At 67.5% G+C, this 24369-nt stretch carries 17 protein-coding genes and 3 pseudogenes; 10 read left to right on the top strand and 10 right to left on the bottom strand.

All coding sequences use genetic code 11. The features are described from left to right. Positions 1-47 precede the first annotated feature (47 nt). The 8 genes from INQ48_33020 to INQ48_32985 all read right to left on the bottom strand — a co-directional run bounded on the left by INQ48_33020 (position 48) and on the right by INQ48_32985 (position 8141). Positions 48-1502 carry a cytochrome P450 gene (locus tag INQ48_33020; GenBank protein ID QRF62368.1) on the bottom strand — a complete coding sequence of 485 codons (1455 nt, stop codon included), beginning with the start codon at positions 1500-1502 and terminating at the stop codon, positions 48-50. Between the two features lie 235 nt (positions 1503-1737). Continuing rightward, positions 1738-2502 (bottom strand): ABC transporter ATP-binding protein, encoded by a 765-nt coding sequence (locus INQ48_33015; GenBank protein ID QRF63052.1) that lies wholly within the window; start codon positions 2500-2502, stop codon positions 1738-1740. A 13-nt stretch (positions 2503-2515) separates the two neighbouring features. After that, on the bottom strand, positions 2516-3292 hold the full coding sequence (locus INQ48_33010) for an ABC transporter ATP-binding protein (GenBank protein ID QRF62367.1): 777 nt from the start codon (positions 3290-3292) through the stop codon (positions 2516-2518). A 17-nt stretch (positions 3293-3309) separates the two neighbouring features. Next, a complete protein-coding gene (locus INQ48_33005) occupies positions 3310-4518 on the bottom strand; it encodes an ABC transporter ATP-binding protein (GenBank protein QRF62366.1) in 1209 nt (402 codons plus the stop codon). 14 nt (positions 4519-4532) lie between these two features. Further along, positions 4533-5462: a branched-chain amino acid ABC transporter permease gene (locus INQ48_33000; GenBank protein ID QRF62365.1), complete on the bottom strand. Its 930-nt coding sequence runs from the start codon at positions 5460-5462 to the stop codon at positions 4533-4535. Between the two features lie 163 nt (positions 5463-5625). Continuing rightward, a complete protein-coding gene (locus tag INQ48_32995) occupies positions 5626-6717 on the bottom strand; it encodes a M14 family metallopeptidase (GenBank protein QRF62364.1) in 1092 nt (363 codons plus the stop codon). Positions 6718-6772: 55 nt separating this feature from the next. Further along, positions 6773-7066, bottom strand: coding sequence for a hypothetical protein (locus tag INQ48_32990; protein QRF62363.1), 294 nt, complete (start codon positions 7064-7066; stop codon positions 6773-6775). Positions 7067-7124: 58 nt separating this feature from the next. Beyond that, positions 7125-8141, bottom strand: a complete 1017-nt coding sequence (locus INQ48_32985) for a 1-aminocyclopropane-1-carboxylate deaminase (protein ID QRF62362.1) — start codon at positions 8139-8141, stop codon at positions 7125-7127. Between the two features lie 195 nt (positions 8142-8336). Between INQ48_32985 and INQ48_32980 the strand changes: the two genes are divergently transcribed. The 8 genes and pseudogenes from INQ48_32980 to INQ48_32945 all read left to right on the top strand — a co-directional run bounded on the left by INQ48_32980 (position 8337) and on the right by INQ48_32945 (position 20096). After that, positions 8337-8855, top strand: coding sequence for an Lrp/AsnC family transcriptional regulator (locus tag INQ48_32980; GenBank protein QRF62361.1), 519 nt, complete (start codon positions 8337-8339; stop codon positions 8853-8855). Between the two features lie 222 nt (positions 8856-9077). Continuing rightward, on the top strand, positions 9078-10421 hold the full coding sequence (locus INQ48_32975; protein ID QRF62360.1) for a DUF3100 domain-containing protein: 1344 nt from the start codon (positions 9078-9080) through the stop codon (positions 10419-10421). Positions 10422-10579: 158 nt separating this feature from the next. Next, positions 10580-13281: pseudogene (mdeB, locus tag INQ48_32970) on the top strand (alpha-ketoglutarate dehydrogenase). An 11-nt stretch (positions 13282-13292) separates the two neighbouring features. Next, positions 13293-14606: pseudogene (gene aceF / locus INQ48_32965) on the top strand (dihydrolipoyllysine-residue acetyltransferase). 26 nt (positions 14607-14632) lie between these two features. After that, positions 14633-16108: pseudogene (lpdA, locus tag INQ48_32960) on the top strand (dihydrolipoyl dehydrogenase). Positions 16109-16264: 156 nt separating this feature from the next. Further along, positions 16265-16783, top strand: coding sequence for a 2Fe-2S iron-sulfur cluster binding domain-containing protein (locus tag INQ48_32955; protein ID QRF62359.1), 519 nt, complete (start codon positions 16265-16267; stop codon positions 16781-16783). Continuing rightward, positions 16780-17820, top strand: a complete 1041-nt coding sequence (locus INQ48_32950) for a xanthine dehydrogenase family protein subunit M (GenBank protein ID QRF62358.1) — start codon at positions 16780-16782, stop codon at positions 17818-17820. Before INQ48_32955 ends, INQ48_32950 begins: the two co-directional genes overlap by 4 nt. Beyond that, positions 17817-20096 carry a xanthine dehydrogenase family protein molybdopterin-binding subunit gene (locus INQ48_32945; protein QRF62357.1) on the top strand — a complete coding sequence of 760 codons (2280 nt, stop codon included), beginning with the start codon at positions 17817-17819 and terminating at the stop codon, positions 20094-20096. The genes INQ48_32950 and INQ48_32945 overlap by 4 nt, the downstream gene beginning before the upstream one ends. 42 nt (positions 20097-20138) lie before the next feature. Here INQ48_32945 and INQ48_32940 read toward each other — a convergent pair whose 3' ends face one another. After that, positions 20139-20669, bottom strand: a complete 531-nt coding sequence (locus INQ48_32940; GenBank protein QRF62356.1) for a cytochrome P460 family protein — start codon at positions 20667-20669, stop codon at positions 20139-20141. A 236-nt stretch (positions 20670-20905) separates the two neighbouring features. On the opposite strand from INQ48_32940, the gene INQ48_32935 reads away from it, so the two are divergent. Further along, positions 20906-22066, top strand: a complete 1161-nt coding sequence (locus INQ48_32935) for an acyl-CoA/acyl-ACP dehydrogenase (GenBank protein QRF62355.1) — start codon at positions 20906-20908, stop codon at positions 22064-22066. Positions 22067-22099: 33 nt separating this feature from the next. Here the strand turns inward: INQ48_32935 and INQ48_32930 are convergent, their stop codons facing one another. Further along, a complete protein-coding gene (locus tag INQ48_32930) occupies positions 22100-23095 on the bottom strand; it encodes an NADPH:quinone oxidoreductase family protein (GenBank protein QRF62354.1) in 996 nt (331 codons plus the stop codon). A gap of 152 nt (positions 23096-23247) precedes the next feature. On the opposite strand from INQ48_32930, the gene INQ48_32925 reads away from it, so the two are divergent. Further along, a complete protein-coding gene (locus tag INQ48_32925; protein ID QRF62353.1) occupies positions 23248-24369 on the top strand; it encodes a CoA transferase in 1122 nt (373 codons plus the stop codon).

The raw sequence follows: 24369 nt of genomic DNA, 5'->3' as shown, positions 1-24369 counted from the left end.
CAGGTCCGCGGAGCGGCTGGGGGCTGGTCGGGCCCGCGTGAGCGCATTCATCGTCTGGGACGCAGCCGCACGGGCATCTGGCTCGGCATCACGGTGAAGGCGTTGATCTCCTCGATCGCGTCGGGCGCGCACGCCAGCTCGATCCGGAAATTCCTCAGCAGGGTCGTCAGTACCAGCCGCATCTGCACGCTTGCGAGATGGCGACCCGGGCAAACGCGTGGCCCGGCACCAAACTGCACAAAGGCTCGGGGCTCGTGCGCAATCCCCTCCCTGCGTTCGAGCCAGCGTCGCGGGTCGAAGCGCAGCGGATCGTGAAAGTTCGACGCATCGACCATGGCCGGGCCCGTGATGAAGTACGCGATGCAGTCCGGTGTGAGCTCGACGCCATCGAGCACCGTCGTCGAAGTCGGCGTGAATGAAAGCATGCCCACCACGGGCTGCAGGCGCTGAGACTCGGTCACCACGGCCTCGAAGAGGTCGAAGTGCTTCAGCAACCCATAGTCGGCGCAGACCACGTCCTGGCCCATCAGCGTGCTCGCTTGAACGGCCAGCTCCTCCTGCAAGGCCGTGTCCGCGCAAAGACGGGGAATGGACCACGCCAGGGAGTGGGCGGTCGTGTCTTCGCCCGCCAGCAACAGCGTCAGCACGTTGGCCGCGATGGCATCGTCGGACAGCGACCGGGCGTCGCCGCCCTCCGCGGATGCGTGCGACTGCGCCATCAGCATGGACTGCAGCAGGTTCGTGGCGGGGTGCGCGGGATTCGCCAGAATCTCTTGGCGCGCGTGGTCGATGAGGCCGCGGACGAAGCCATGGACCTCATCGAGCGCCGCATCCAGCGCGCGATCTTGCGGCAGCTTGAACCAGTTCCAGTACGGCAGCGGCGCGAGCAACCGTTTCATGAACATCGGGAAGATCTTTTTCAGGTGCTGCTGAATGCGGTCCGGGCCCTGTTCCATGGTGTCGGGGTCCGAGCCGAATGCGAGGGCGCAGACGGTATCCACGGTGAAGCCGGTGAGTTCTTCCAGCAAATCCACGACCTGGTCTTCGTCGCTCAGTCGCGCGAGCCGTCGATGCAGGCGCAGCGCGATCGTGCGCATGACAGGAAAGAACGCCGGAAAGTGCGTTCCGTTCAGGGCCTGCATCACCATCCTGCGTTGAGGCAACCAGGCCGCGCCCTCGGCGGCGAACAGACCGCCGATGCGCATCTGATCCAGGACCTCCGAAATGCGCCCTCCGCGGCGAAATCGCTCGGGCCGGTCGCGCATCAACTGTTGGGCGACATGGTGGCTGTCCCAGACCACGACCTGTTTCGGGCCCAGCTTCAGACGGAAGGGCGTGCCATGCTGGGCCCCCCATTGCTCGAACTGCCTGCGAGCCTTGGAGGGATCGATCTGCCACGCGTTGCCAAGGATGGGAATGCCCTTGGGGCCCGGCAGGTCGGAAACGGCGCGAATGCGTTCCGACGTGTACGCGGCAGGGGGCTTGCGGATATCGGATGTCATTTTCTTCGGCGAGTGAGTTCAACGCGCACCTGGCGGTCACCGCGGTCGACCGGATGGGATTCGAGAGATGACCAGGGACAGAAGCAGACGAGGAAGCCCGGCGAGTCGCAGTCCGGCCATTGGAAAGGCAGGACGAGCCGAAGGCCGAAGGCTCTGCGAAGTTTCGGGCGGCAATGCGAAGTTCGCAATGCCTGCACCCCCTTCGTTGCACGGCCGCCGGGACCGTCGCGCAGCCCTACTCCCCAAGGTACGCCGCGCGCACCTTCGGATCGCTGAGCAGCCCCTTGGCATCGCCCGACATGGTGATCAGACCGGACTCCATCACGTAGCCGCGGTCGGCCAGCTGCAGCGCGCGGTTGGCGTTCTGCTCGACCAGCAGGATGGTCACGCCCTGCGCGGCCACGGCCTGCACCACCTCGAAGATCTTGTCGCACATGATCGGCGACAGGCCCATGGTGGGTTCGTCCAGCAGCAGCACCTTGGGGCGTGCCATCAGCGCGCGGCCCATGGCCAGCATCTGCTGCTCGCCGCCCGACATCGTGCCGGCCAGCTGGTCCTTGCGCTCGCGCAGCCGCGGGAAGGTCACGAACACGCGCTCCATGTCGCTCGCGATACCGGCCTTGTCCTTGCGGATGTAGGCGCCGATCTGCAGGTTCTCGGTGATCGTCATGCGCGTGAACACGCCGCGGCCCTCGGGCACCATCACCAGGCCCTCGCCCACCAGGTCCCAGGCGCCGCGGCCCTTGATGCTGCGGCCCAGGAACTCGATGTCGCCCGCGCCCGCGGGCAGCGTGCCGGTGATCGCCTTCATGGTGGTGGTCTTGCCCGCGCCGTTGGAGCCGATCAGCGAGACCAGCTCGCCCTCGCGCACCTCGAAGTCCACGCCCTTGACGGCCTGGATGCCGCCGTAGCCGACCTTCAGGCCGCTGACCTTGAGCAACACCTTGCCCGCGGCCTTGCGTTGCGAAGCGCCCGCCGCGACTTCCTCTTGGGTTTGCACTGCTGCGCTCATCTCAATGTCCTCCGGTGCCGAGGTAAGCCTCGATCACCTTTTCGTTCTTCTGTACGTCCGCCGGCGTGCCTTCAGCGATCTGCTTGCCGTAGTCGAGCACCGTGACGCGATCGCACAGGCCCATGATCAGCTTCACGTCGTGCTCGATGATCAGGATCGTGCGGTCGTCGCGGCGGATGCGGTCGATCAGCTCGCGCAGCTGGACCTTCTCGGTCATGTTCATGCCGGCCGCGGGCTCGTCCAGCGCGATGAGCTGCGGGTCGGTGGCCAGGGCGCGCGCGATCTCCAGGCGGCGCTGGTCGCCGTAGCTCAGGGTGCGCGCCTTGTAGTCGGCGAACTTGCCGATGCCCACGTAGTCGAGCAGTTCCTGCGCGCGTTGCGCAATGGCTTTCTCTTCGGCCTTGAAGGAACTGGTGCGCAGCATCGCGCCGACCACGCCGGAGCGGGTGCGGATGTGGCGACCGACCATCACGTTCTCGAGCGCCGTCATCTCGGCGAACAGGCGGATGTTCTGGAAGGTGCGCGCGATGCCGGCCTTGGCCACCTCGTGCACGGCCGTGGGCTGGTAGGGCTTGCCGGCGAGCTCGAAGCTGCCGCTGTCGGGCGTGTAGAGCCCGGTGATGACGTTGAAGAAGGTGGTCTTGCCGGCGCCGTTAGGGCCGATCAGGCCATAGACCTGGCCGCGCTGGATGGTGATGCCGACGTCGGACAGGGCCTGCAGGCCGCCGAAGCGCTTGGAGATGCCGCGAACGTCGAGGATGGTGTCTGCCTTGCTCATGGGATGCGTCTCCTCGCTCACGGATTGATCGACATGGGACGCGAGGCCGCACCGGGCAGCTCGTCGGCCGGGGTGTCGACGCCCGGTGCGTGGGTCTGCAGCGAGCCCGGCGCCACGGCGGCATGGGCCGGATCGACCGGCACGCCGCCCTTGCGCTGGAGCGTCTTGCCGTGCTCGGGCGAGGGCCACAGGCCGCGCGGGCGCACCAGCATGATGACGATCATGGCCAGCGCGATGAACAGCTGGCGCAGGATGGAAGCGTCGAGGCGCCCGTCGGTCAGCGCCTGCAGCGGGCCGGCGACATAGCGCAGCACCTCGGGCAGGGCCGCCAGCAGCACGGCACCCAGGATCACGCCGGGCAGGTGGCCGATGCCGCCGAGCACGACCATGGCGACGATCATCACCGACTCCATGAGGCTGAACGACTCGGGCGAGACGAAGCCCTGGAAGGCCGCGAACATGGAACCCGACACGCCGCCGAAGCTCGCGCCCATGCCGAAGGCCAGCAGCTTCATGTTGCGGGTGTTGATGCCCATCGCCTTGGCGGCGATCTCGTCCTCGCGGATCGCCATCCAGGCGCGGCCGATGCGCGAGACCTGCAGGCGGTGCGAGATCACGATGGTGACCACCACCAGTGCGAGGAACAGGTAGTAGTACAGCGTGACCGAGGAGATGGTGAAGCCGTCGAACTTCCAGGCCTTGCCCAGGTCCAGGCCCCAGAACTTGATCGAGTCGATCGAGGTGATGCCCTTGGGACCGTTCGTGATGTTGATCGGCTGGTCGAGGTTGTTCAGGAACACGCGGATGATTTCACCGAAGCCCAGCGTGACGATCGCGAGGTAGTCGCCGCGCAGCTTGAGCGTGGGCGCACCCAGCAGCACGCCGAGCAGCGCCGCGAACACGAAGGCCAGCGGTATCACGATCAGCAGCGAGGTGTGCAGGCCGTTCGGGAAGGTGGCCTTGAACCACTCGAAGGTCTCCGACAGGTGGCCCGAGCCCATGAGGGCGTAGAGGTAGGCGCCGACCGCGAAGAAGGCGACGTAGCCCAGGTCGAGCAGGCCGGCGTAGCCGACCACGATGTTCAGGCCCAGTGCGAGCAGCACGTAGAGCAGTGCGATGTCGGCGATGCGCACCCAGGCGTTGCCCTGGCTTTGCAGCAGCAGCGGCAGCGCGAGCACGGCGATGACGCCGACCAGGTAGAGCGCGAGGTTCTTGCTGTTCTTCATGATGGCAAGCTCCTTCAGGCGCGATCGGCCACGCGTTCGCCGAGCAGGCCGGCCGGGCGCAGCGTGAGCATCACGATCAGCACGATGAACGCGAAGATGTCGCTGTAGTTGCTGCCGAGCACGCCACCGGTGAGGGTGCCGATGTAGCCCGAGCCGATGGCTTCGATGAGCCCCAGCAGCAGGCCGCCGACGACCGCGCCCGCGAGGTTGCCGATGCCGCCGAACACGGCCGCGGTGAAGGCCTTGAGGCCGGGCAAAAAGCCCATGGCGTGCTGCGCGATGCCGTAGTTGGAGGCGTACATGACGCCCGCGATGGCCGCGAGCACGGCACCGATGATGAAGGTGGCCGAGATGACCATGTCGGGGCGGATGCCCATCAGCGCGGCCACGCGCGGGTTCTCGGCGGTGGCGCGCATCGCGCGGCCGAGCTTCGTGTAATTGACCAGCCACATGAGGATGGCCAGCGAGACCGCGGTGACGCCGAGGATCATCACCTGCGTCGGCGAGATGACGGCGCCGGCGATGTGGATGGGGTCCGAGGGCAGCAGGGTCGGGTAGGCCTTGTTGGTGGGCTTCCAGATGATCATCGCCAGCGTCTGCAGCAGGATCGACATGCCGATGGCGGTGATCAGCGGTGCGAGCTTGGGCGAGTTGCGCAGCGGCCGGTAGGCGACCTTCTCGATCACGAAGTTCAGCGTGGCGGCGACGACGCACGCGATGACCAGCGCGATGATCAATATCAGCCAGCCCGGCGTGCCGGGCATCGACGACTGCATGAGCCCGATGATGGACCAGCTCGTGAGCGCCCCCACCATGAGCACTTCACCATGCGCGAAATTGATCAGATTGATGATGCCGTACACCATGGTGTAGCCCAAGGCTATCAAGGCGTACATGCTGCCGAGAACCAGACCGTTGATGATCTGTTGGAAAAACTGTTCCATGAAGTCTCCGAGCGCACCCGACGATGCGCTTTTTCTTGTAGTGTTTGGAACCGATCCTCTCGCTCGATCGCTCTGCATGGCAGAGGTGGGAGAAGGATTCGAATCGATGCGCTCAGCCGTTCGCACCGATGCGCGGCCGGCGCCTGGCCGAGGCGTGTGCCGCTCAGTCGCGAGTCATGCCGATGACGGCCTGGGTTGCGGCACTCATGGCCTGTTCCACGACCTGTTCCTTCCATGCGGCGGTGTCCGTGTAGAACGCATCCCGGATCTGATGTTTGATGATCCGTCGTTGCTCGCTCGAGGAATCCGGATGGTTCTCGAGCCATTGGTCGGCGCGCAGCGCATCGATCATCTCGTCGATGGCGACCGTTCCGAACTCCAGGCCCAGCGCCGTGTACTCGGCATGCGGGCATTCTTCATGCGGGGCGTGCCAGAGCAGGCCCTGGAGCGGGGCGGAGGTGGAGCTGCCATCGTCCAGCTGGGTCACGTCCTTTCCCCACCATGACCTGGCCCTCGCGATGCTTGCATCGTCGTGCCGGCAGCCGAAGATCTTCTCGCCCACGCCGCTCGGTCCCAGGCCCGTGTGGATGTCGATCCATGCCAGCTTCGAAGCCTTCGACGCATGCTCGCGAAGAAGCTGGCGTACGACGAGGTTGTTCCAGGTCGGCGCGTTCCCGCCGTAGAAGATGCCGTCCGGATGCCGATACTGCCCGCCGGACGCGGCGGCCTGGTAGGCGGCATGGCCGTGGGCTTCGACATAGCGATCGAGCGCCAGCGCAACCTCAGGCGCCGGGGGCCAGCTGTCCGGCACCAGCCAGTCCGCGATCTCGTCGTAGCCCTCGTTGGGCGGAAGTGCCGCGCCGAAATCGATGAAGTTCCGATTGAGGTCGACGTTCTCGTGCGTGGTGCGCCGCCACCAGGAAAACCCATGGGGATTGAGTGCGTGGACATAGAGCACGGCAACGCCTGCCTGCTTGGCGAAGCGCTGCCACTGCATGTCGCGCAGCATGAACGACTGGATGCCCGACCCGCAGAAGCCTTCGACGCCGTGGCATCCACTGCTGATGATCAGCAGACGGGTCGCCTCCGGAGCGCCGGACCTCGCGATGTCCATCGCGAGCAACTCTCCGTCGCGTCCGCGCTTCGGATGCTCTCTACATTGAAGCGGCAGTCCTGCTTCATCGGATGCGAGCAAAAATTTCCCGCGTGCTTCTTCGTAGGTCTGTGAAAAGTGCTGCTCGATGGCCGAAGTCATGGATGAAAAGCCTTTGTTCTCTTGAAAGCGCAAGCCGCTCGGGACTCGAGCGCTGCTAGATGCACGCGATGGCCATCAAGTCGCGGATCTGGGCGGCGGTCAGCGCGTCGGAGGGGACTGCCCGGTCCAGTTCCAGCCTGGCAGGAAGAAGGAGCGCCGCGCCCGTCAATTCGATCCGACGCCGGCTGATGTCGTTCAGCAGCAGGCTCAGCAGCATCCGCACGCGCTGGCCGCCCTCATCCGCTCCACAGGTTGAGAGGAGGCGCTCGATCACGTCGTTCCAGGACGTGATGAGCTCCTGAATGGACTGGTCGAGGGCCTCTACCGATGCGGCATCCAGTGGTTTCACCTCGACGCTCCTTGAAGTGACGCTGCGAGGAAGGCCAGCACGTGCTCGGTGCTGTGGATCAGCCGTTGCGGAACAGGAAGCTGTAGGCGTTGAGCGCCGGCACGCCGCCCAGGTGCGCATACAGCACCTTCGAGCCGGCCGGGAATTCGCCCAGGCGCACCTTCTCGATCATCCCGTGCATCGACTTGCCCTCGTACACCGGGTCGGTCAGCATGCCCTCGAAGCGCGCGCTCAGGCGGATCGCCTCCAGCGTGCCCTCGTTCGGCAGGCCGTACTCGGGGCCGCCGAAGCGGCGGTCGAGCACCACGTCCTGCTCGGTGATGTCGCGGCCCAGCTCGACCAGTTCGGCCGTGTTGCGCGCGATGCGCAGGATCTGTTCGAAGGTCTGCTGCGGCTTGGCCGAGGCGTCGATGCCGATCACGCGGTCGGCCCGGCCGTCCGCCGCGAAGCCGACAACCATGCCGGCCTGCGTGCTGCCGGTCACGGCGCAGACCACGATGTAGTCGAACTTGAAGCCGAGCTCGGCTTCCTGTTGCCGCACCTCTTCGGCGAAGCTGACAAACCCCAGGCCGCCCAGCGGATGCTCGGAACAGCCCGCGGGGATCGGGAACGGCTTGCCGCCGGCGGCGCGCACGTCCTCCATCGCCTGTTCCCAGCTCTTGCGGATGCCGATGTCGAAGCCGGCCGCGTCGAGCCGCACGTCGGCGCCCATGATGCGCGACATCTCGATGTTGCCCACGCGGTCGTACACCGCGTCGGAGTAGTTGACCCAGTTCTCCTGCACCAGCACGCACTTCAGGCCCAGGTGCGCGGCCACCGCGGCCACCTGGCGGGTCTGGTTCGACTGGATGCCGCCGATCGACACCAGCGTGTCGTAGCCACCCTCGAGTGCCTCGGGGATCAGGTACTCGAGCTTGCGCGTCTTGTTGCCGCCGAAGGCGAGGCCGCTGTTGCAGTCCTCGCGCTTCGCATAGAGCTCGACCTTGCCGCCGAGGTGGGCGCTCAGGCGCTTGAGCGGATGGATCGGCGTCGGGCCGAAGGTCAGTGGATAGCGTGGGAACTTGTTCAGATTCATGGCCATGACTTGGGTTGGTTGAAAGTGGATCCGTGCATCTCGTTCGCGAAGCACGCATGCATCGCGCACACCTCGATACCAAACAGCGGACGATGAGAATCTTAGAGATATTCCCCTGAACAAGGATTGCAAATAAAATAGCAAAGGCAAAATCAATAATTTGAAAAATCGATATTCAACTAATTTAAGTTCGCCATGCCTGAAAAACGCGCAACAAAAGTTCTTCGCCAGAATGTCGAAGCGGTGCCCAGCCTCGACAAGCTCGATCGCACCGACCGAGCCATCCTGAAAGCGTTGCAGAGGGATGCGTCCCTTTCGAACGTGGCACTCGCGGAGAAGGTGAGCCTCAGTGCCCCTGCCTGTCTGCGCAGGGTCGAGCGGCTGAAGGAGCTCGGGCTCATCAAGGGGATCGTCGCGCTGCTGAATCCCCAGGCATTGGACGTAGGCACGCTGGTGATGATCGGCGTGATGCTCGATCGTTCGACGCCGGATTCATTCACCGCGTTCGAAGAGGCGGTGCACAAGGTTTCGGGCTGTCTGGAATGCCACGTCGTGACCGGCGAGTTCGACTACTTCATGCTCGTGCGAACGCGCGACAACGAAAGCTACAACCGCCTCCACGCGGAGCAGCTGCTGTATCTGCCCGGCGTTCGGCAGATCCGTACCTTCATGGTGCTCAAGCAGGTTCTGTCGACCACGTACCTGCCCGTCTAGCATCGAAAAAGAACTTTCATTCTCGACGCGCAATGAATCGTCGATATCTGCATATCGCTCCAAACATTCATCGAGAGAAGATCGTTTTTCAGTCTTTTTCGTTTGTCGTTCGAAGGAATTACGCAAGCACATTCAAAGCCATCAAAACTACGATTCCCGGCCTGGCAACGCCTTGATCTCCAGGGCTTGCTGCACGCATCCAAGATCAATGAGGAACATTGCATGGCTGAGAATCTGACTGGTTTTGTCCCCCTGGCGAGCGCGAGCAATGGCCGCCTTCGCCTCTACACCATCGCGCTGGTGCTCGTGCTCCTGGCGGAGTTCATCGGCAACATCAGCCTGCAGTTGGGACCGGCGCGGATCGTGCTGTTGCCCCTGCTATGGGCCTTGCTCATGGGAGCGACGCTGGGGCTGCTCCAGCATCGGATGCCTCCCGCCTTGCGAGTCACCACCGACATGCAGGGCCTGGCCGCAACCATTCTTCAGCCCGCGTTGCTGATGTTCATCGCGAAGCTCGGATTGCTGGTGGGCGGCTCGATCCCGAAACTCGCGGCCGCGGGATGGGCACTCGTGTTCCAGGAGTTCGGACATTTCTTCGGGACCATGGTCCTGGGACTGCCGATCGCATTGCTGCTAGGCATCAAGCGTCAGGCGGTGGGTGCCACCTTCTCCGTGGGCAGGGAACCAAGCCTGGCGATCATCAGCGAGAAATACGGAATGCAATCGCCCGAGGGACACGGCGTTCTCGCCGAATACCTCACCACCGCGGTCTTTGGAGCGATCTTCATGGCCATCCTCGCGGGTGTGCTGGCGAGTCTCAAGATCTTCGACCCGCTGGCATTGGCGATGGGGGCGGGCGTGGGGTCCGGCAGCATGATGGCGGCCGCGGCCGCGTCGATCGCCGCGCAGCAGACACCCGAGGTCGCCAAGGAGGTCATCACCTTCGCCGCGGCAAGCAACCTGATCACGACCACCGTCGGCACCTACTTCACGCTGTTCCTCTCCTTGCCGTTCACGGCCTGGCTCTACAAGGTGCTCGAGCCCCGGATCGGCCGGACCACCTCGGCCAGCGTCGAGAGTTCGGATCTGTCGGGTCATCTGCACTCGGAACATGCCGCACCTGCGTTCGGCGCCCGCCTGTTCACCTGGATTGCCGTTGCGATCTTCGCGCTCGGAGGAAACTGGATCACCTATCACGCCGCAGCCTCCGATCCGTCGGTGCTGGGTGGCATGGGCATCGTGATCGCCGTGGTGATCGTCGGCGACATGCTGTACCGATTGACCCGGCGCAAGGTCCCCGCCGTCGTATGGGTGTCGCTCGTGGGGATGACGTTGACGTATCCCGCATTTCCGGGAGCCGCGGTCGTCGCCGACATGACCGGCAAGATCAATTTCCTCGCACTCGCCACGCCGATCCTGGCGTTCGCGGGTCTTTCGATCGCCAAGGATGTCCCCGTCCTGCGCCGCCTCGGCTGGCGCATCGTCGTGACCTCGTTCGCGGCCAACGCCGGCACCTTTCTCGGTGCCACCGTCGTGGCGCAGTTCTTCATGCACAAGCCCGTGTAGCAGGACTCCCGGGGTCGGGCCGCAACGGCTCGGCCGATGGAGCTTCCACGCGGGTCTTCCTTCGCGCCGCGCATCTCCCCGACGCCAGACGAAGCGAACGCGTTGTCGACGCGAGATTCAGCGCGAATCGACACCTTCCAGATCGAGACATCCATTTCATGAAAACCATCGACCACGAAATCCCGCAGCCAGCCTTTGCCGATGCGAGTGCGCTGTCGCACGACCCCGATCCCGCCGAGACCGCCGAATGGCGCGAGTCCTTCCTCGCGCTGGCGCAGGTCCATGGCCCGCAGCGCGCGCGCCAGATGCTCGACGAACTCGCGCGGCTCGCGCGCCAGCAGCGCATCGGCTGGCAGCCGGAGCTGTCGACGCCGTACGTCAACACCATCGCGGCCGAGGACCAGCCGCCGTTCCCGGGCGACCTCGCCGTCGAGGAGAAGCTGGCCTCGCTGATGCGCTGGAACGCGCTCGCGATGGTGGCCAAGGCCAACCAGGCCTATGGCGAGCTCGGTGGCCACATCGCGAGCTACGCGAGCGCGGCCGACCTGTTCGAGACCGGCTTCAACCATTTCTTCCACGCGCGCAGCGCCGCCCATGGCGGTGACCTCGTGTTCTTCCAGCCGCACAGCGCGCCGGGCGTCTATGCACGCGCCTACCTCGAAGGGCGCCTGAGCGAAAGCGACCTCGCGCACTACCGCCAGGAACTCACCGCGCCCGCCTTCGTCGACGGCAGCGGCGCGCGCGGCCTGTGCAGCTATCCCCATCCCTACCTGATGCCGGACTTCTGGCAGTTCCCCACCGGCTCGATGGGGATCGGTCCGATCAGCTCGATCTACCACGCGCGCTTCATGCGCTACCTCTCGCACCGCAACCTGCTCAACTGCGAAGGCCGAAAGGTCTGGGGCGTGTTCGGCGACGGCGAGATGGACGAGCCCGAATCGATGAGCGCGCTGACCCTGGCCGCGCGCGAGAAGCTCGACAACCTCGTGTGGGTGGTCAACTGCAACCTGCAGCGCCTCGACGGCCCGGTGCGCGGCAACGGCCGCATCATCGACGAGCTCGAGAAGCTGTTCGCGGGCGCCGGCTGGAACGTCATCAAGCTGGTCTGGGGCAGCGACTGGGACGGCCTGTTCGCGCGCGACACCAGCGGTGCGCTGGCGCGCGCCTTCGCCGCCACCGTCGACGGCCAGATGCAGACCTTCGCGGCCAAGGACGGGCGCTTCAACCGCGACAACTTCTTCGGCCAGAACCCCGAGCTCGCGCGCCTGGCCGAGGGCATGACCGACGAGCAGATCGACCGACCGCCTCAAGCGCGGCGCGGGGCACGACCTCGTGAAGATCCATGCCGCCTATGCCGCGGCCGCCGCCCACAAGGGCCGGCCCACCGTGATCCTGGCCCACACCAAGAAGGGCTACGGCATGGGCAGCGCGGCCCAGGGCAAGATGACCACGCACTCGCACAAGAAGATGGGCGAAGTCGACCTGATCGAGTTCCGCGACCGCTTCGACCTGCCGCTGAGCGACGCGCAGGCCGCCGCCATGGACTTCTACCGCCCGGCCGAGGACAGCGCCGAGATGCGCTACCTGCGCCAGCACCGCGAGGCGCTCGGCGGCGCCATGCCGCGCCGCGAAACCGCCTGCGAGCCCGTGGCCAAGCCCGAGCTCGCGAACTACGCGCAGTTCGCGGTCGCGGCCGCCGGCAAGGAGATGAGCACCACCATGGCCTTCGTGCGCCTCTTGGGCAACCTGCTCAAGGACAAGGCGCTGGGCCCGCGCATCGTGCCGATCGTGGCCGACGAGGCGCGCACCTTCGGCATGGCGAACCTGTTCAAGCAGGTCGGCATCTATTCGAGCGTGGGCCAGCGCTACGCGCCCGAGGACATCGGCTCGGTGCTGAGCTACCGCGAGGCCACCGACGGCCAGATCCTCGAGGAAGGCATCAGCGAGGCCGGCGCCATCGCGAGCTGGACCGCCGCGGCCACCAGCTACAGCGTGCACGGCCTGGCGATGCTGCCGTTCTACATCTACTACTCGATGTTCGGCTTCCAGCGCGTGGGCGACGCGATCTGGGCCGCGGCCGACCAGCGCGCGCGGCTTCCTGCTCGGCGCCACCTCGGGGCGCACCACGCTCGGCGGCGAGGGGCTGCAGCACCAGGACGGCAGCAGCCACCTCGTGGCCGCGACCATTCCCAACTGCAAGGCCTACGACCCGGCCTACGCGGGCGAGATGGCGGTGATCGTCGACGCGGGCATCCGCGAGATGATGGTCGAGCAGCAGGACGTGTTCTATTACGTCACGCTGATGAACGAGAACTACGCGCAGCCCGACGTGCCCGCGGGCGCCGAGGCCGACATCCTGCGCGGCTGCTATCGCTTCGGCACCTACGCGCCGGCCGCGGGCAAGGCGAAGAAGAAGGTCACGCTGATGGGTTCGGGCGCGATCCTCACCGAGGTGGTGAAGGCCGCGCAGCTGCTGGCCGACGAGGGCATCGAGGCCGAGGTGTTCAGCGTCACGAGCTGGAGCGAGCTCGCGCGCGACGGCCTGGCCTGCGAGCAGCGCGCCATCGCGGGCGAGCAAACGGGCGAGGACGCCGGCGAAGCCTTCGTCGCGCGCCAGCTCGGCCAGGGCAAGGCGCCGATCGTCGCTGCCACCGACTACGTGCGCGCCGTGCCCGAGAGCATCCGCGCCTTCCTGCCCGCGGGCCGGCGCTACCTCACGCTGGGCACCGACGGCTTCGGGCGCAGCGACACGCGCGCCGCGCTGCGCGGCTTCTTCGGCGTCGACGCGCAGAGCATCGCCCACGCCGCCAGGGCTTCCTTGGCGGGAACAACCCTCCAACATCCGAAGGTGGACGCATGAGCGCCGAAATGATCGATATCCAGGTGCCCGACATCGGCGACTTCAAGGATGTCGCGGTGATAGAGGTGCTGGTCAAGCCCGGCGACGCCATCGAGGTCGAGCAGTCGCTGATCACGGTCGAATCGGACAAGGCCTCGATGGAGATCCCGTCGTCGGCCGCCGGCACGCTCAAGGAACTCAAGGTCAAGGTCGGCGACGTCGTCAACATCGGCGACCTGATCGCGGTGATCGAAGGCGCCGCCCCCGCTGCAGGCGCCGCGCCCGCACCGGCGCCGGCGCCCGCGGCTGCAGTGGCCGCCGCGCCCGCACTGGCTCCGGCCGCTCCCGCGTCGGCCGTCGCCGCGCCGCACGATCCCACCAGGAGCCCGTCGGCCGGCCTGCCGCACGCCTCGCCCTCGGTGCGCAAGTTCGCGCGCGAGCTCGGCGTGCCGCTCGAGGAGGTCAAGGGTTCCGGTCCCAAGGCTCGGATCACGCAGGAAGACGTCCAGGGCTTCACCAAGGCCGTGATGAGCGGCCAGGCCACCACCAAGGCTTCCGCCGCGGCCAAGCCCGCGGGCGGTGGCGGTGCCGACGGCGCCGCGCTGGGCCTCTTGCCCTGGCCGAAGGTCGACTTCACGAAGTTCGGCACGGTCGAGCGCAAGGACCTGTCGCGCATCAAGAAGATCAGCGGCGCGAACCTGCACCGCAACTGGGTGATGATCCCGCACGTCACGAACAACGACGATGCCGACATCACCGAGCTCGAAGCCTTCCGCGTTGCCACCAACAAGGAGAACGAGAAGTCGGGCGTGAAGGTCACGATGCTGGCCTTCGTGATCAAGGCGGTGGTCTCGGCGCTCAAGAAGTTCCCCGAGTTCAACACCAGCCTCGACGGCCAGGGTGACCAGGCCGTGCTGGTCTACAAGCAGTACTTCCACATCGGCTTCGCGGCCGACACGCCCAACGGCCTCGTGGTGCCGGTGCTGCGCGATGCCGACAAGAAGGGCATCCTGCAGATCAGCCAGGAGATGGGCGAGCTCGCCAGGAAGGCGCGCGACGGCAAGCTTGGCGCGGCCGACATGCAGGGCGGCTGCTTCTCGATCAGCTCGCTCGGCGGCATCGGCGGCACGCACTTCACGCCGATCATCAACGCTCCCGAAGTGGCCATCCTCGGCCTCTCGAAGAGCGCGATGAAGCCGGTGTGGGACGGCAGGCAGTTCGTGCCGCGCCTGATCCTGCCCATGAGTCTGAGCTGGGATCACCGGGTGATCGACGGGGCGGCGGCAGGGCGCTTCAATGCGTACCTGTCGCAGCTGCTGGCCGACTACCGGAGGATCCTGCTGTGAGCGAACAACAGGGCAAGGCGCCCGGCTCCAGCCATGCCGGCAAGGTCGACGTCGAATGCGATGTCATCGTGCTGGGCGCCGGCCCCGGCGGCTACTCGGCCGCCTTCCGCGCCGCCGACCTCGGCCTGAAGGTCGTGCTGATCGAGCGCTACGCCACCCTCGGCGGCGTCTGCCTCAACGTCGGGTGCATCCCCTCGAAGGCGCTGCTGCACGTGGCCTCGGTGATGGACGAGGTCAAGCACTTCGCCGACCTCGGCGTGAGCTTCGCCGCGCCCACGGTTGACCGCGCCAAGCTGCTGGGCCACAAGAACAAGGTGGTGGGCAAGCTCACGAGCGGCCTCACCGCCATGGCCAAGATGCGCAAGGTCACGGTGCTGCGCGGCGTGGGCAACTTCGTCGACCCGCATCACCTCGAGATCGAGGAGACCTCGGGCACCGGCTGGGACACCACCGGCAGCAAGCAGACCGTGAAGTTCCGCAGCGCCATCATCGCCGCCGGCTCGCAGGCCGTGAGCCTGCCCTTCATGCCGAAGGACCCGCGCGTGGTCGACTCCACCGGCGCGCTCGAGCTCGGCACCGATCCCAAGCGCATGCTGATCCTGGGCGGCGGCATCATCGGCCTCGAGATGGGCACGGTGTATTCCTCGCTGGGCGCGCGCCTCGACGTGGTCGAGATGCTCGACGGCCTGATGCAGGGCGCCGACCGCGACCTGGTGAAGGTCTGGCAGAAGATGAACGCGCCGCGCTTCGACAACCTCATGCTCAAGACCAGGACGGTCGGTGCCGAGGCCACGAAGGAGGGCATCAAGGTCACCTTCGAGGGCGAGAACGCGCCCAAGGAACCGCAGGTCTACGACCTGGTGCTGCAGGCGGTGGGCCGCAGCCCCAACGGCAAGAAGATCGGCGCCGAGAAGGCCGGCGTGGCCGTTGGCGAGCGCGGCTTCATTCCGGTCGACATCCAGATGCGCACCAACGTACCGCACATCTTCGCCATCGGCGACATCGTCGGCCAGCCGATGCTGGCCCACAAGGCGGTGCACGAGGCGCACGTGGCGGCCGAGGTGATCGCGGGCGAGCTCAAGGGCGACAAGGACCTGGCGAGCGCGGCCTTCAATGCCCGCGTGATCCCGAGCGTGGCCTACACCGACCCCGAGGTGGCGTGGGTGGGCCTGACCGAGGACCAGGCCAAGGCCGAGGGCATCAAGGTCAAGAAGGGCCATTTCCCGTGGACCGCCTCGGGCCGCGCGATCGCCAACGGCCGCGACGAGGGCTTCACCAAGCTGCTGTTCGATGCCGAGACGCACCGCATCCTCGGTGGCGGCATCGTCGGCACCCATGCGGGCGACATGATCGGCGAGATCGCGCTGGCCATCGAGATGGGCGCCGACGAGATCGACATCGGCAAGACCATCCATCCGCACCCGACGCTGGGCGAGAGCATCGGCATGGCGGCGGAAGTGGCGCACGGGACCTGCACCGACCTGCCGCCGCAGAAGCGCTGAACGAGCGGGGCCTGTCAAGGACAGATCGACAGCCCACGTGTTGCCGGGCTCATGTCCGACGAGCTGGTACCTCCCGCTTCCATAGCTTGGCAGCCTCCCACTGCGGTTGTGCAAAGTTGTGCAAGTGAGCCGGAGTACCTCCAGCCAAGGACCACGATGACCGATTCCATGAACGAAGCCGCCTGCGCGCGGCGGGCGCCTTCGCGCCATCTGCTGTGCTTGCGGATCAACGGCACGCCGCATGCGCTCGAGGTCGAGGCCTGGGTCAGCCTGCTCGACCTGCTGCGCGACCGGCTCGGCCTGACCGGGACCAAGAAGGGCTGCGACCATGGTCAGTGCGGCGCCTGCACGGTGCTGGTGGACGGCCGCCGGATCAATGCCTGCCTGCGCCTGGCCGCGATGTGCGAGGACGCCGAGGTCACCACCATCGAAGGCCTGGCGCGGGGCGACGAACTGCATCCGCTGCAGCGCGCCTTCGTGGCGCACGATGCGCTGCAGTGCGGCTACTGCACGCCGGGCCAGATCTGTTCCGCGCTCGGGCTGCAGAACGAAGGCCAGGCCACCACGCTGGACGAAGTGCGCGAGCTGATGAGCGGCAACCTGTGCCGCTGCGGGGCCTATCCGCAGATCGCCGCCGCGGTGTCCGAGGTCGTGTTGCAGGCGCGCGAGCGATGAACCCGTTCACCCTCGTCGCATCCGCCAGCCTCGAGCAGGCGTTGAGCGACTTCACGCCCGGCAGCCAATGGATCGCCGGCGGCACCAACGTGCTCGACCTGATGAAGGAAGGCGTGGCGCGACCGGCCCGGCTGATCGACATCACCCGGCTCGGCCTCGACCGCATCGAAGCGGACGAGTGTGGTGGCTTGCACCTCGGTGCGCTGGCGCACAACGCCGACACGGCCTGGCATCCGCTGGTGCGCGAGGGCTACCCGCTGCTCGCGGCGGCGATCCTCGCGGGCGCCTCGCCGCAGTTGCGCAACATGGCGACCAACGGCGGCAACATGCTGCAGCGCACGCGCTGCGTCTACTTCTACGACATCGGCGTGCCCTGCAACAAGCGCGCGCCCGGCAGCGGCTGCCCCGCCATCGGTGGCCTGAGCCGGCAACATGCGGTGCTGGGCGCGAGCGATCACTGCATCGCGACCCACCCATCGGACATGTGCGTGGCACTGGCGGCGCTCGGTGCGGTGGTGCATGTGCGCTCCGCGCGCGGGGCGCGCGCGATCGCCTTCGCCGACTTCCACCGCCTGCCCGGCGACGAGCCGCAGCGCGACTCGACGCTCGGGGAGGGCGAACTGATCACGCACATCGAGCTGCCGCCCGCGCGCGAGTTCGCCGCGCACAGCGCCTACCTCAAGGTACGCGACCGGGCCTCCTATGCCTTTGCGCTGGTGTCGGTCGCGGCCGCGCTGGCATTCGACGAGGCCGGCGGCATTCGCGCCGCGCGCGTGGCCCTGGGCGGCGTGGCCCACAAGCCGTGGCGAAGCACCGAGGCCGAGGCCCTGCTGACGGGGCGCCAGCCATCGCACGAGAACTTCGCGCTGGTGGCCGACCAGCTGCTGCGCGGCGCCACATCGCAGGGTCGGAACGACTTCAAGATTCCGATGGCGCATCGCGCGATCGTCCGCGCGCTCGCGACCGCCGCGGCCGGCACCGCGCTCACCGCCCCGAACGACGGCCCGGGCCGTCCCGATCTCAAGGACATCGCATGACCCACGCCCGAACCGCCATGGCCGTCCCGGTGGCCGATCCCGGCACCGGCCCCGTTCGCATCGGCGATCCGGTCTCGCGCATCGACGGCCGCGCGAAGGTCACGGGCGCGGCGCGCTACGCGGCCGAGCATCCGGCCGAGGGACTGGCGTACGGCGTGGTGGTCAACAGCACCATCGCCAAGGGCCGGATCGCGCGCATGGACCTCGAGCGCGCGCTGGCCGTTCCCGGCGTGCTCGACGTGATCACGCACGAGCGGCGGCCCAGCTCGCGCTCGCTCGGCATCTTCTACAAGGACATGACGGCGCCGGGCGGTTCGCCGTTCAAGCCGCTGCACGATGCGCAGGTGCGCTACAGCGGCCAGCCGGTGGCGCTGGTGATCGCCGACAGCTTCGAGGCCGCGCGGCATGCGGCGCGGCTGGTGGAGGTGTCGTACCTGCGCGAGCCGCACGAGACCGACCTGCTCGAGCACACGCACCGCGCGAAGACACCGAGCCGGCTGAAGGCGGGCTATTCGCCGCCGCCCAAGGAGAAGGGCGATGCGCAGGCGGCCTTCGATGCCGCGCCGGTGAAGATCAGTGCCGACTACTACAGCGGCGTCGAGCACCACAACCCGATGGAGATGTTCGCGACCACCGTGATCCGCGGGGAGGACGGCGGCTACATGGTCTACGACAAGACGCAGAGCTCGCAGAACAGCCGCTGGTACGTGTCGCACGTGTTCGGCCTGCCGAAGAAGAAGGTCACGGTGCGCAATCCCTACGTTGGCGGCGCCTTCGGCGCGGGCCTGCGGCCGCAGTACCAGCTGGTGCTGGCGATGATGGGCGCGATCCATCTGAAGCGCTCGGTGCGCGTGGTGCTCACGCGCCAGCAGATGTTCAGCTTCGGCCACCGGCCCGAGACGGTGCAGCGCGTGCAGCTCGCGGCCGACGGCGACGGCCGCCTGCGCTCGATCGCGCACACGGCGATCGCCGAGACCTCGCGCTTCGAGGACTATGTCGAGGTCGTCGTGAACTGGTCGGGCCAGCTCTATGCCTGCGACAACATCAAGCTCGACTACAAGCTGGTCGCGCTCGACCAGTACAGCCCGCTCGACATGCGCGCGCCCGGCGCCGCGCATGGCGTGCATGCGCTCGAGGTGGCGATGGACGAACTGGCGCATGCGCTGCGCATGGACCCGCTCGCGCTGCGGCTGCGCAACTATGCCGAGCGCAACCCGATCGACGACATGCCGTACTCCACGAAGGAGCTGCGCGCCTGCTACGAGCAGGGCGCGGCGCGCTTCGGCTGGTCGCGGCGCGCCCCCATGCCGCGCGCCACGCGCGAGGGCCACGAATGGGTCGGCTGGGGCATGGCGACCGGCACCTGGGACGCGCTGCAGATGTTCGCGCGCGCGAAGGCGGTGCTCGGTGCCGACGGCCATCTGCGCGTGAGCAGTGCCGCCACCGACATCGGCACCGGCACCTACACCGTCATGTCGATGATCGCCGCGGCGGCGATGGGCCTGCCGCTCGAGCAGGTGCGCTTCGAGCTCGGCGATTCGACGCTGCCGGTGGCGCCGATCGAAGGCGGCTCCTCGCACGTGTCGACCGTGGGCTCGGCGGTGCAGGGTGCGTGCGACAAGCTCAAGCGCCGCCTGTTCCGGCTGGCGCGCGGCATCTCGGGCTCGCCGTTCGCGAAGGCGAGGTTCTCCGAGGTGGAGTTCGCCGACGGCGCGATCAGGCTGCGCGACTCGGCGAACGTGTCGCTGCCTCTGACCGCGGTGGTTGCCGCCAACGGCGGGCGCGCGGTCGAGGAGAAATACCTGCTGCTGCCCAGCGTGCTCAAGCAGCGTAAATACGTGCGCGCCACGCACTCGGCCGTGTTCTGCGAGGTCAAGGTGGACGAGGAGCTCGGCACCGTGCGCGTGACCCGCGTGGTGAGCGCCATTGCGGCGGGCCGCATCATGAGCGCCAAGACCGCGCGCAGCCAGGTCACCGGCGCGGTGGTCTGGGGCATCAGCCAGGCGCTGCACGAGGAGACGCATTCGGACCACCGGCTGGGCCGCTTCATGAACCACAGCTTCGCCGAATACCACGTGGCGGTGAACGCGGACATCCACGACATCGACGTGATCTTCGTGCAGGAGGATGACCGGGTGGTGAGCGAGCTCGGTGCCAAGGGCGTGGGCGAGATCGGCATCGTGGGCGTGGCGGCCGCGGTGAGCAACGCGATCTTCCATGCCACCGGCAAGCGCATACGCAGCACGCCGATGACGCCCGAGAAGGTCATGCGTTAGGGCTGCAAGGCGACCACGGGCAGCGGGAGGGGTGCAGGGGGCTCACGGCGCCAGCCGCGTGAACACATAGTCCCTGTCCTTCACCCGCGCCGCATGGCAGGCAAAGCAGGTCTGGTGCTGCGCGATGTCCACCGGCTTCCCGTCGACGAAGCGGCCGAAGCCCCAACCGCCGGTGGCGGCGTATCTCTTCGAGTCTTTCACCATCACCTGCACCGTGGTCGCCATGCCCGGCACCAGCGCGGGCTCGAAGTCCGGCGACTGCACGTGCTTCCACGCGAGCTTGGTCAGCACCGTGCCATCGGGGAAGGGGAGCGCTCCCTTCTTGTAAGCGTCGACGGCGGTCTTGTTGCCGAGCACCACGCGCAGTTCGTTGAGCGGCTCGGACTCCAGCGCGGGCGCGATCAGCTGCCATTCGCGATAGCCCTTGGGGATCGTCACACCATAGATCGGCGACGCGGCGGAGGTGGACGTCGAGGCGGCGGGCTTGCCGTCCGCGGCGATCGACACGGCCGCGAACACGCAGGCACCGAGCGCGAGCGCTACGGCGGCGATTTCCATGCGGATGTTTTTCATCGAAGGCTTCCTTGAAGTGGGGGCGCCGCGATTCTTCGGTGTCTCGAAGCGCGAAGGCGCGTCCTTCGTATGCCCGTGTATCCGCGCCGTGCGCGCGACACAGTGCGATTCGCCCGGGCACTGCGGCGATGTCATGCAGTTTGAACGACGGTGCCATGGAAGCCACGCGCCCGCGCCGATCCAATCGATTGCGTTGACATGTCATCGGGCGCATGTCCGAACACAAGAGGCACACCATGGATTTCGAACTCGACCCCGCGCAACGCGATCTTCAGCAGCGCGCGCGCAGCTTCATCAAGACGGTCGTCCTGCCGCATTACCGCGAATGGCCGGTCGCCAACTGCGACTACAGCCCCGAGCTCAATGCCCACCTCAAGGGCAAGCTGGCCGAGTACGGCCTGGCCAAGCTGATCGTGCCCAAGGAATTCGGCGGCCAGGGCCTGGGGCCGATGGAGGACGTGATCGTGCTGGCCGAGTTCTCGAAGTCGCCGCGCCGCATGCCCGGCGGGCCGTTCGCGCCCTGGCCGGTGCTCTACCAGGCACCCGAGAAGATCCGCGAGAAGTACCTCTATCCGGTGCTCGAGGGCAAGACGGGCTGGTCGATGTGCTTCACCGAACCCGAGGCCGGCTCCGATCTCGCGGGCATCCGCACGACGGCGGTGCGAAAGAGCGACCACTGGGTGCTCAACGGCACGAAGATGTGGCGCACCGGCCATCACTTCGCGTCGTACACGGCGGTCGCGGCGGTTACCGATCCAAGCAAGGGGCCGAAGGGCATCAGCGTGTTCCTGGTCGACAACGACACGCCGGGCTTCACGAAGTCGCGCGACATCCCGGTGATCGCGCGGCAATGGGGCACGGAGCAGGAGGTGCGGCTCGAGAACGTGATCGTGCCGGCCGAGAACCTGCTGGGCGCGGAGGGCGAGGGCTTCTCCATCGCGCAGCACCAGTTCAACCGCTTCCGCCTGCGCCTGGGCGGCACCGCGCTCGGCATGGCCGAGCGCAGCCAGGAGCTGGCGGTCGAATACGCGCGCGAGCGCAAGGTGTTCGGCAAGGCGCTCGGCGACAACCAGGCGATCCAGTGGATGCTGACCGACAACCAGTACGACATCGAGTCGATCCGCCTCAACACCTACTACGCGGCCTGGATGGTCGCGCGCGGCGGCTACTCGGCTTCGCGGATGCAGGCGGCCATGGTGAAGGCCTACTGCGTGGATGCGGGGTTGCGCGTGATCGACCGCTCGATGCAGGTGCTGGGCGGGCGCGGCCTCGCGATCGAGGACTATCCCTTCTTCGACTTCCACAACCTGCTGCGCATGTGCAAGCAGATGGAAGGCTCGACCGAGATCATGAAGATCGTGATGGCGCGCGAGATCCTGTCGGGCGAGTTGAACTGAGGAAGAAAACGGCGGCCCGGGCGGCCGCCGCCTTCACGCGACCACGACGATCTTGCCGAGCGCGCCGCGCGCGTCGAGCCGCGCGATGGCCGAAGGCGCATCGGCCAGCGCGAAGGTCTCGGTCACTTCGGGCTGCAGCAGGCCCTCGCGCCACATCGCGAGCAGCGAGTGCACGTTGCGGTCGTTGAGCTTCGGGTCTTCCTGCACGAAGCTGCGCCAGTCCACGCCGACGATGTGGCGGCTCTTGAGCAGCGCCAGGTTGAGCGGCACGCTCGGGATGCCGGCGGTGAAGCCCACCACCAGGTGGCGGCCGCCGCGGCGCAGGCTGCGCAAGGCGGGTTCGGTGTAGCCGCCGCCGACCGGATCGAACACCACGTCGCAGCCGTCGCCGCCCACCGCCTCCTTGATGCGCCGCGCGAGCGCCTGCTGCGCCTCCCTGCCTTCGACCTGCTGGTCGTAGACCAGGCCGCCCGACGCGCCGCGCGCCATCGCGAAGGCCAGCTTGGAAGGCGAGGACACGGCGGCCACCACGCGCGCGCCCAGCGCATGCGCGACCTCGACCGCGGCCGAACCCACGCCGCCCGCGGCGCCGAGCACCAGCACCGTCTGCCGCGCGCGCAACTGGGCGGCGTCGCACAGCGCGTGGTAGGCGGTGGCATAGGCGAACATGAAGGCGGCCGCCTGCGTGCGCGGCGTGTCGGCCGGCACGCGCACGCAGCGCTGTTCGGCCACCGCGATGCGATCGGCCATGGCGCCCCAGCCGCAGCGGCCGATGACGAGGTCGCCCTCGCGCAGGCCCGACACGCCCGGGCCCGCCTGCTCCACGACCCCGCAGAACTCGCTGCCCGGAACGAAGGGCCGCTCGGGCCTGACCTGGTAGAGGTCGCGGATCAGCAACCCATCGGGATAGTTGACGCCCACCGCGGCGATCTTCACGAGCACCTCGCCGTCGGCGGGCACCGGATCGGGCAGCTCCTGCCACACCAGCGTCTCCGGTCCCCCGGGGCGATGACTCACCCATGCTTTCATGTTCGGCTCCTTTGGTTGGCGCCATGATGAAAGGCCGGCCCGGCCCACGCCATGACCGCCGCGCGCAACCCGCATGGCATGGCGTGCGCGGGTCATGGGGAACGAGCGCGACGGTCATCGCGACGGGGCGAGCCCGACGGCACCATGCAGCGATGAACGACGAAACGAAGAACGCATCGCCATCGCCGGCCGGTCCATTGCGCGGCCTGCGGGTCGTCGAGTTCGCGGGCCTGGGGCCGGTTTCCTTCACCGCGATGCTGCTCGCCGACATGGGCGCGCGGGTGGTGCGCATCGAGCGGCCCGGCGCGGTGCAGATGGAGCGCGGCGCGACGATGCGCGGGCGCGAACGTCTCGCGCTCGACCTGCGCTCGGCGGAAGGCCTCGCGACGGCGCGCGAACTGCTGCGCCATGCCGACGTGGCGATAGAAGGCTTCCGGCCCGGCGTGATGGAGCGGCTGGGGCTCGGCCCTGCCGAGCTGTTCGCGTTGCGGCCCGCGCTGGTGTTCGGCCGCATGACGGGCTGGGGGCAGGAGGGGCCGCGCAGCCAGCAGGCGGGCCATGACATCGACTACCTCGCGGTGGCGGGCGCGCTGCATCCCATCGGTCCGGCCGAGGGCCCGAGCGTGCCGCTCAACCTCGTCGGCGACTATGGCGGCGGCGCGCTCTACCTGGCCGTGGGCGTGCTCGCGGCGCTGCACGATGCGGCGCGCAGCGGGCGCGGCCAGGTGGTCGATGCCGCGATCTGCGATGGCACGGTGTCACTGCTGTCGCTGATCCATGGCCTGCGCGCCGCATCGCGCTGGCGCGACGAGCGGCAGGCCAACGTGCTCGATGGCGCGGCGCCGTACTACCGCAGCTACCGCTGCGCGGACGGCCTGCATCTGGCGGTGGGCGCGATCGAGCCGCAGTTCCATGCCGAGTTCCTCGCGCGCCTCGGCCTGGACGGCCAGGAGTTCGCGCAACACGATCGCGACCGCTGGCCCGCACAGGCGCGCGCGCTCGAGGCGCTGTTCGCGCGCGAGCCGCGCGCGCACTGGGAGGCGTTGTTCGAAGGCAGCGATGCCTGCGTGGCGCCCGTCAACGGTCTCGGTGCCAGCATGCGCGACCCGCACCTCGTTGCACGACAGGCCTTCGTCGAACTCGAAGGCGAACTGCAGCCCGCACCGGCGCCGCGCTTCAGTCATTCGCCTTCGCTGCCGCGTCCCACGACGGCGGTGGTGGCCGATGCGCACTGGCTGGCGGACTGGGCGCGCCGCGCGAACCCCGGACCCTGA

It is taken from the genome of Variovorax paradoxus, assembly GCA_016806145.1.
GTDB lineage: Bacteria > Pseudomonadota > Gammaproteobacteria > Burkholderiales > Burkholderiaceae_C > Variovorax.
The sequence above is the reverse complement of the archived record's forward strand: the minus strand, read 5'-3'. Positions and strand labels throughout refer to the sequence as shown.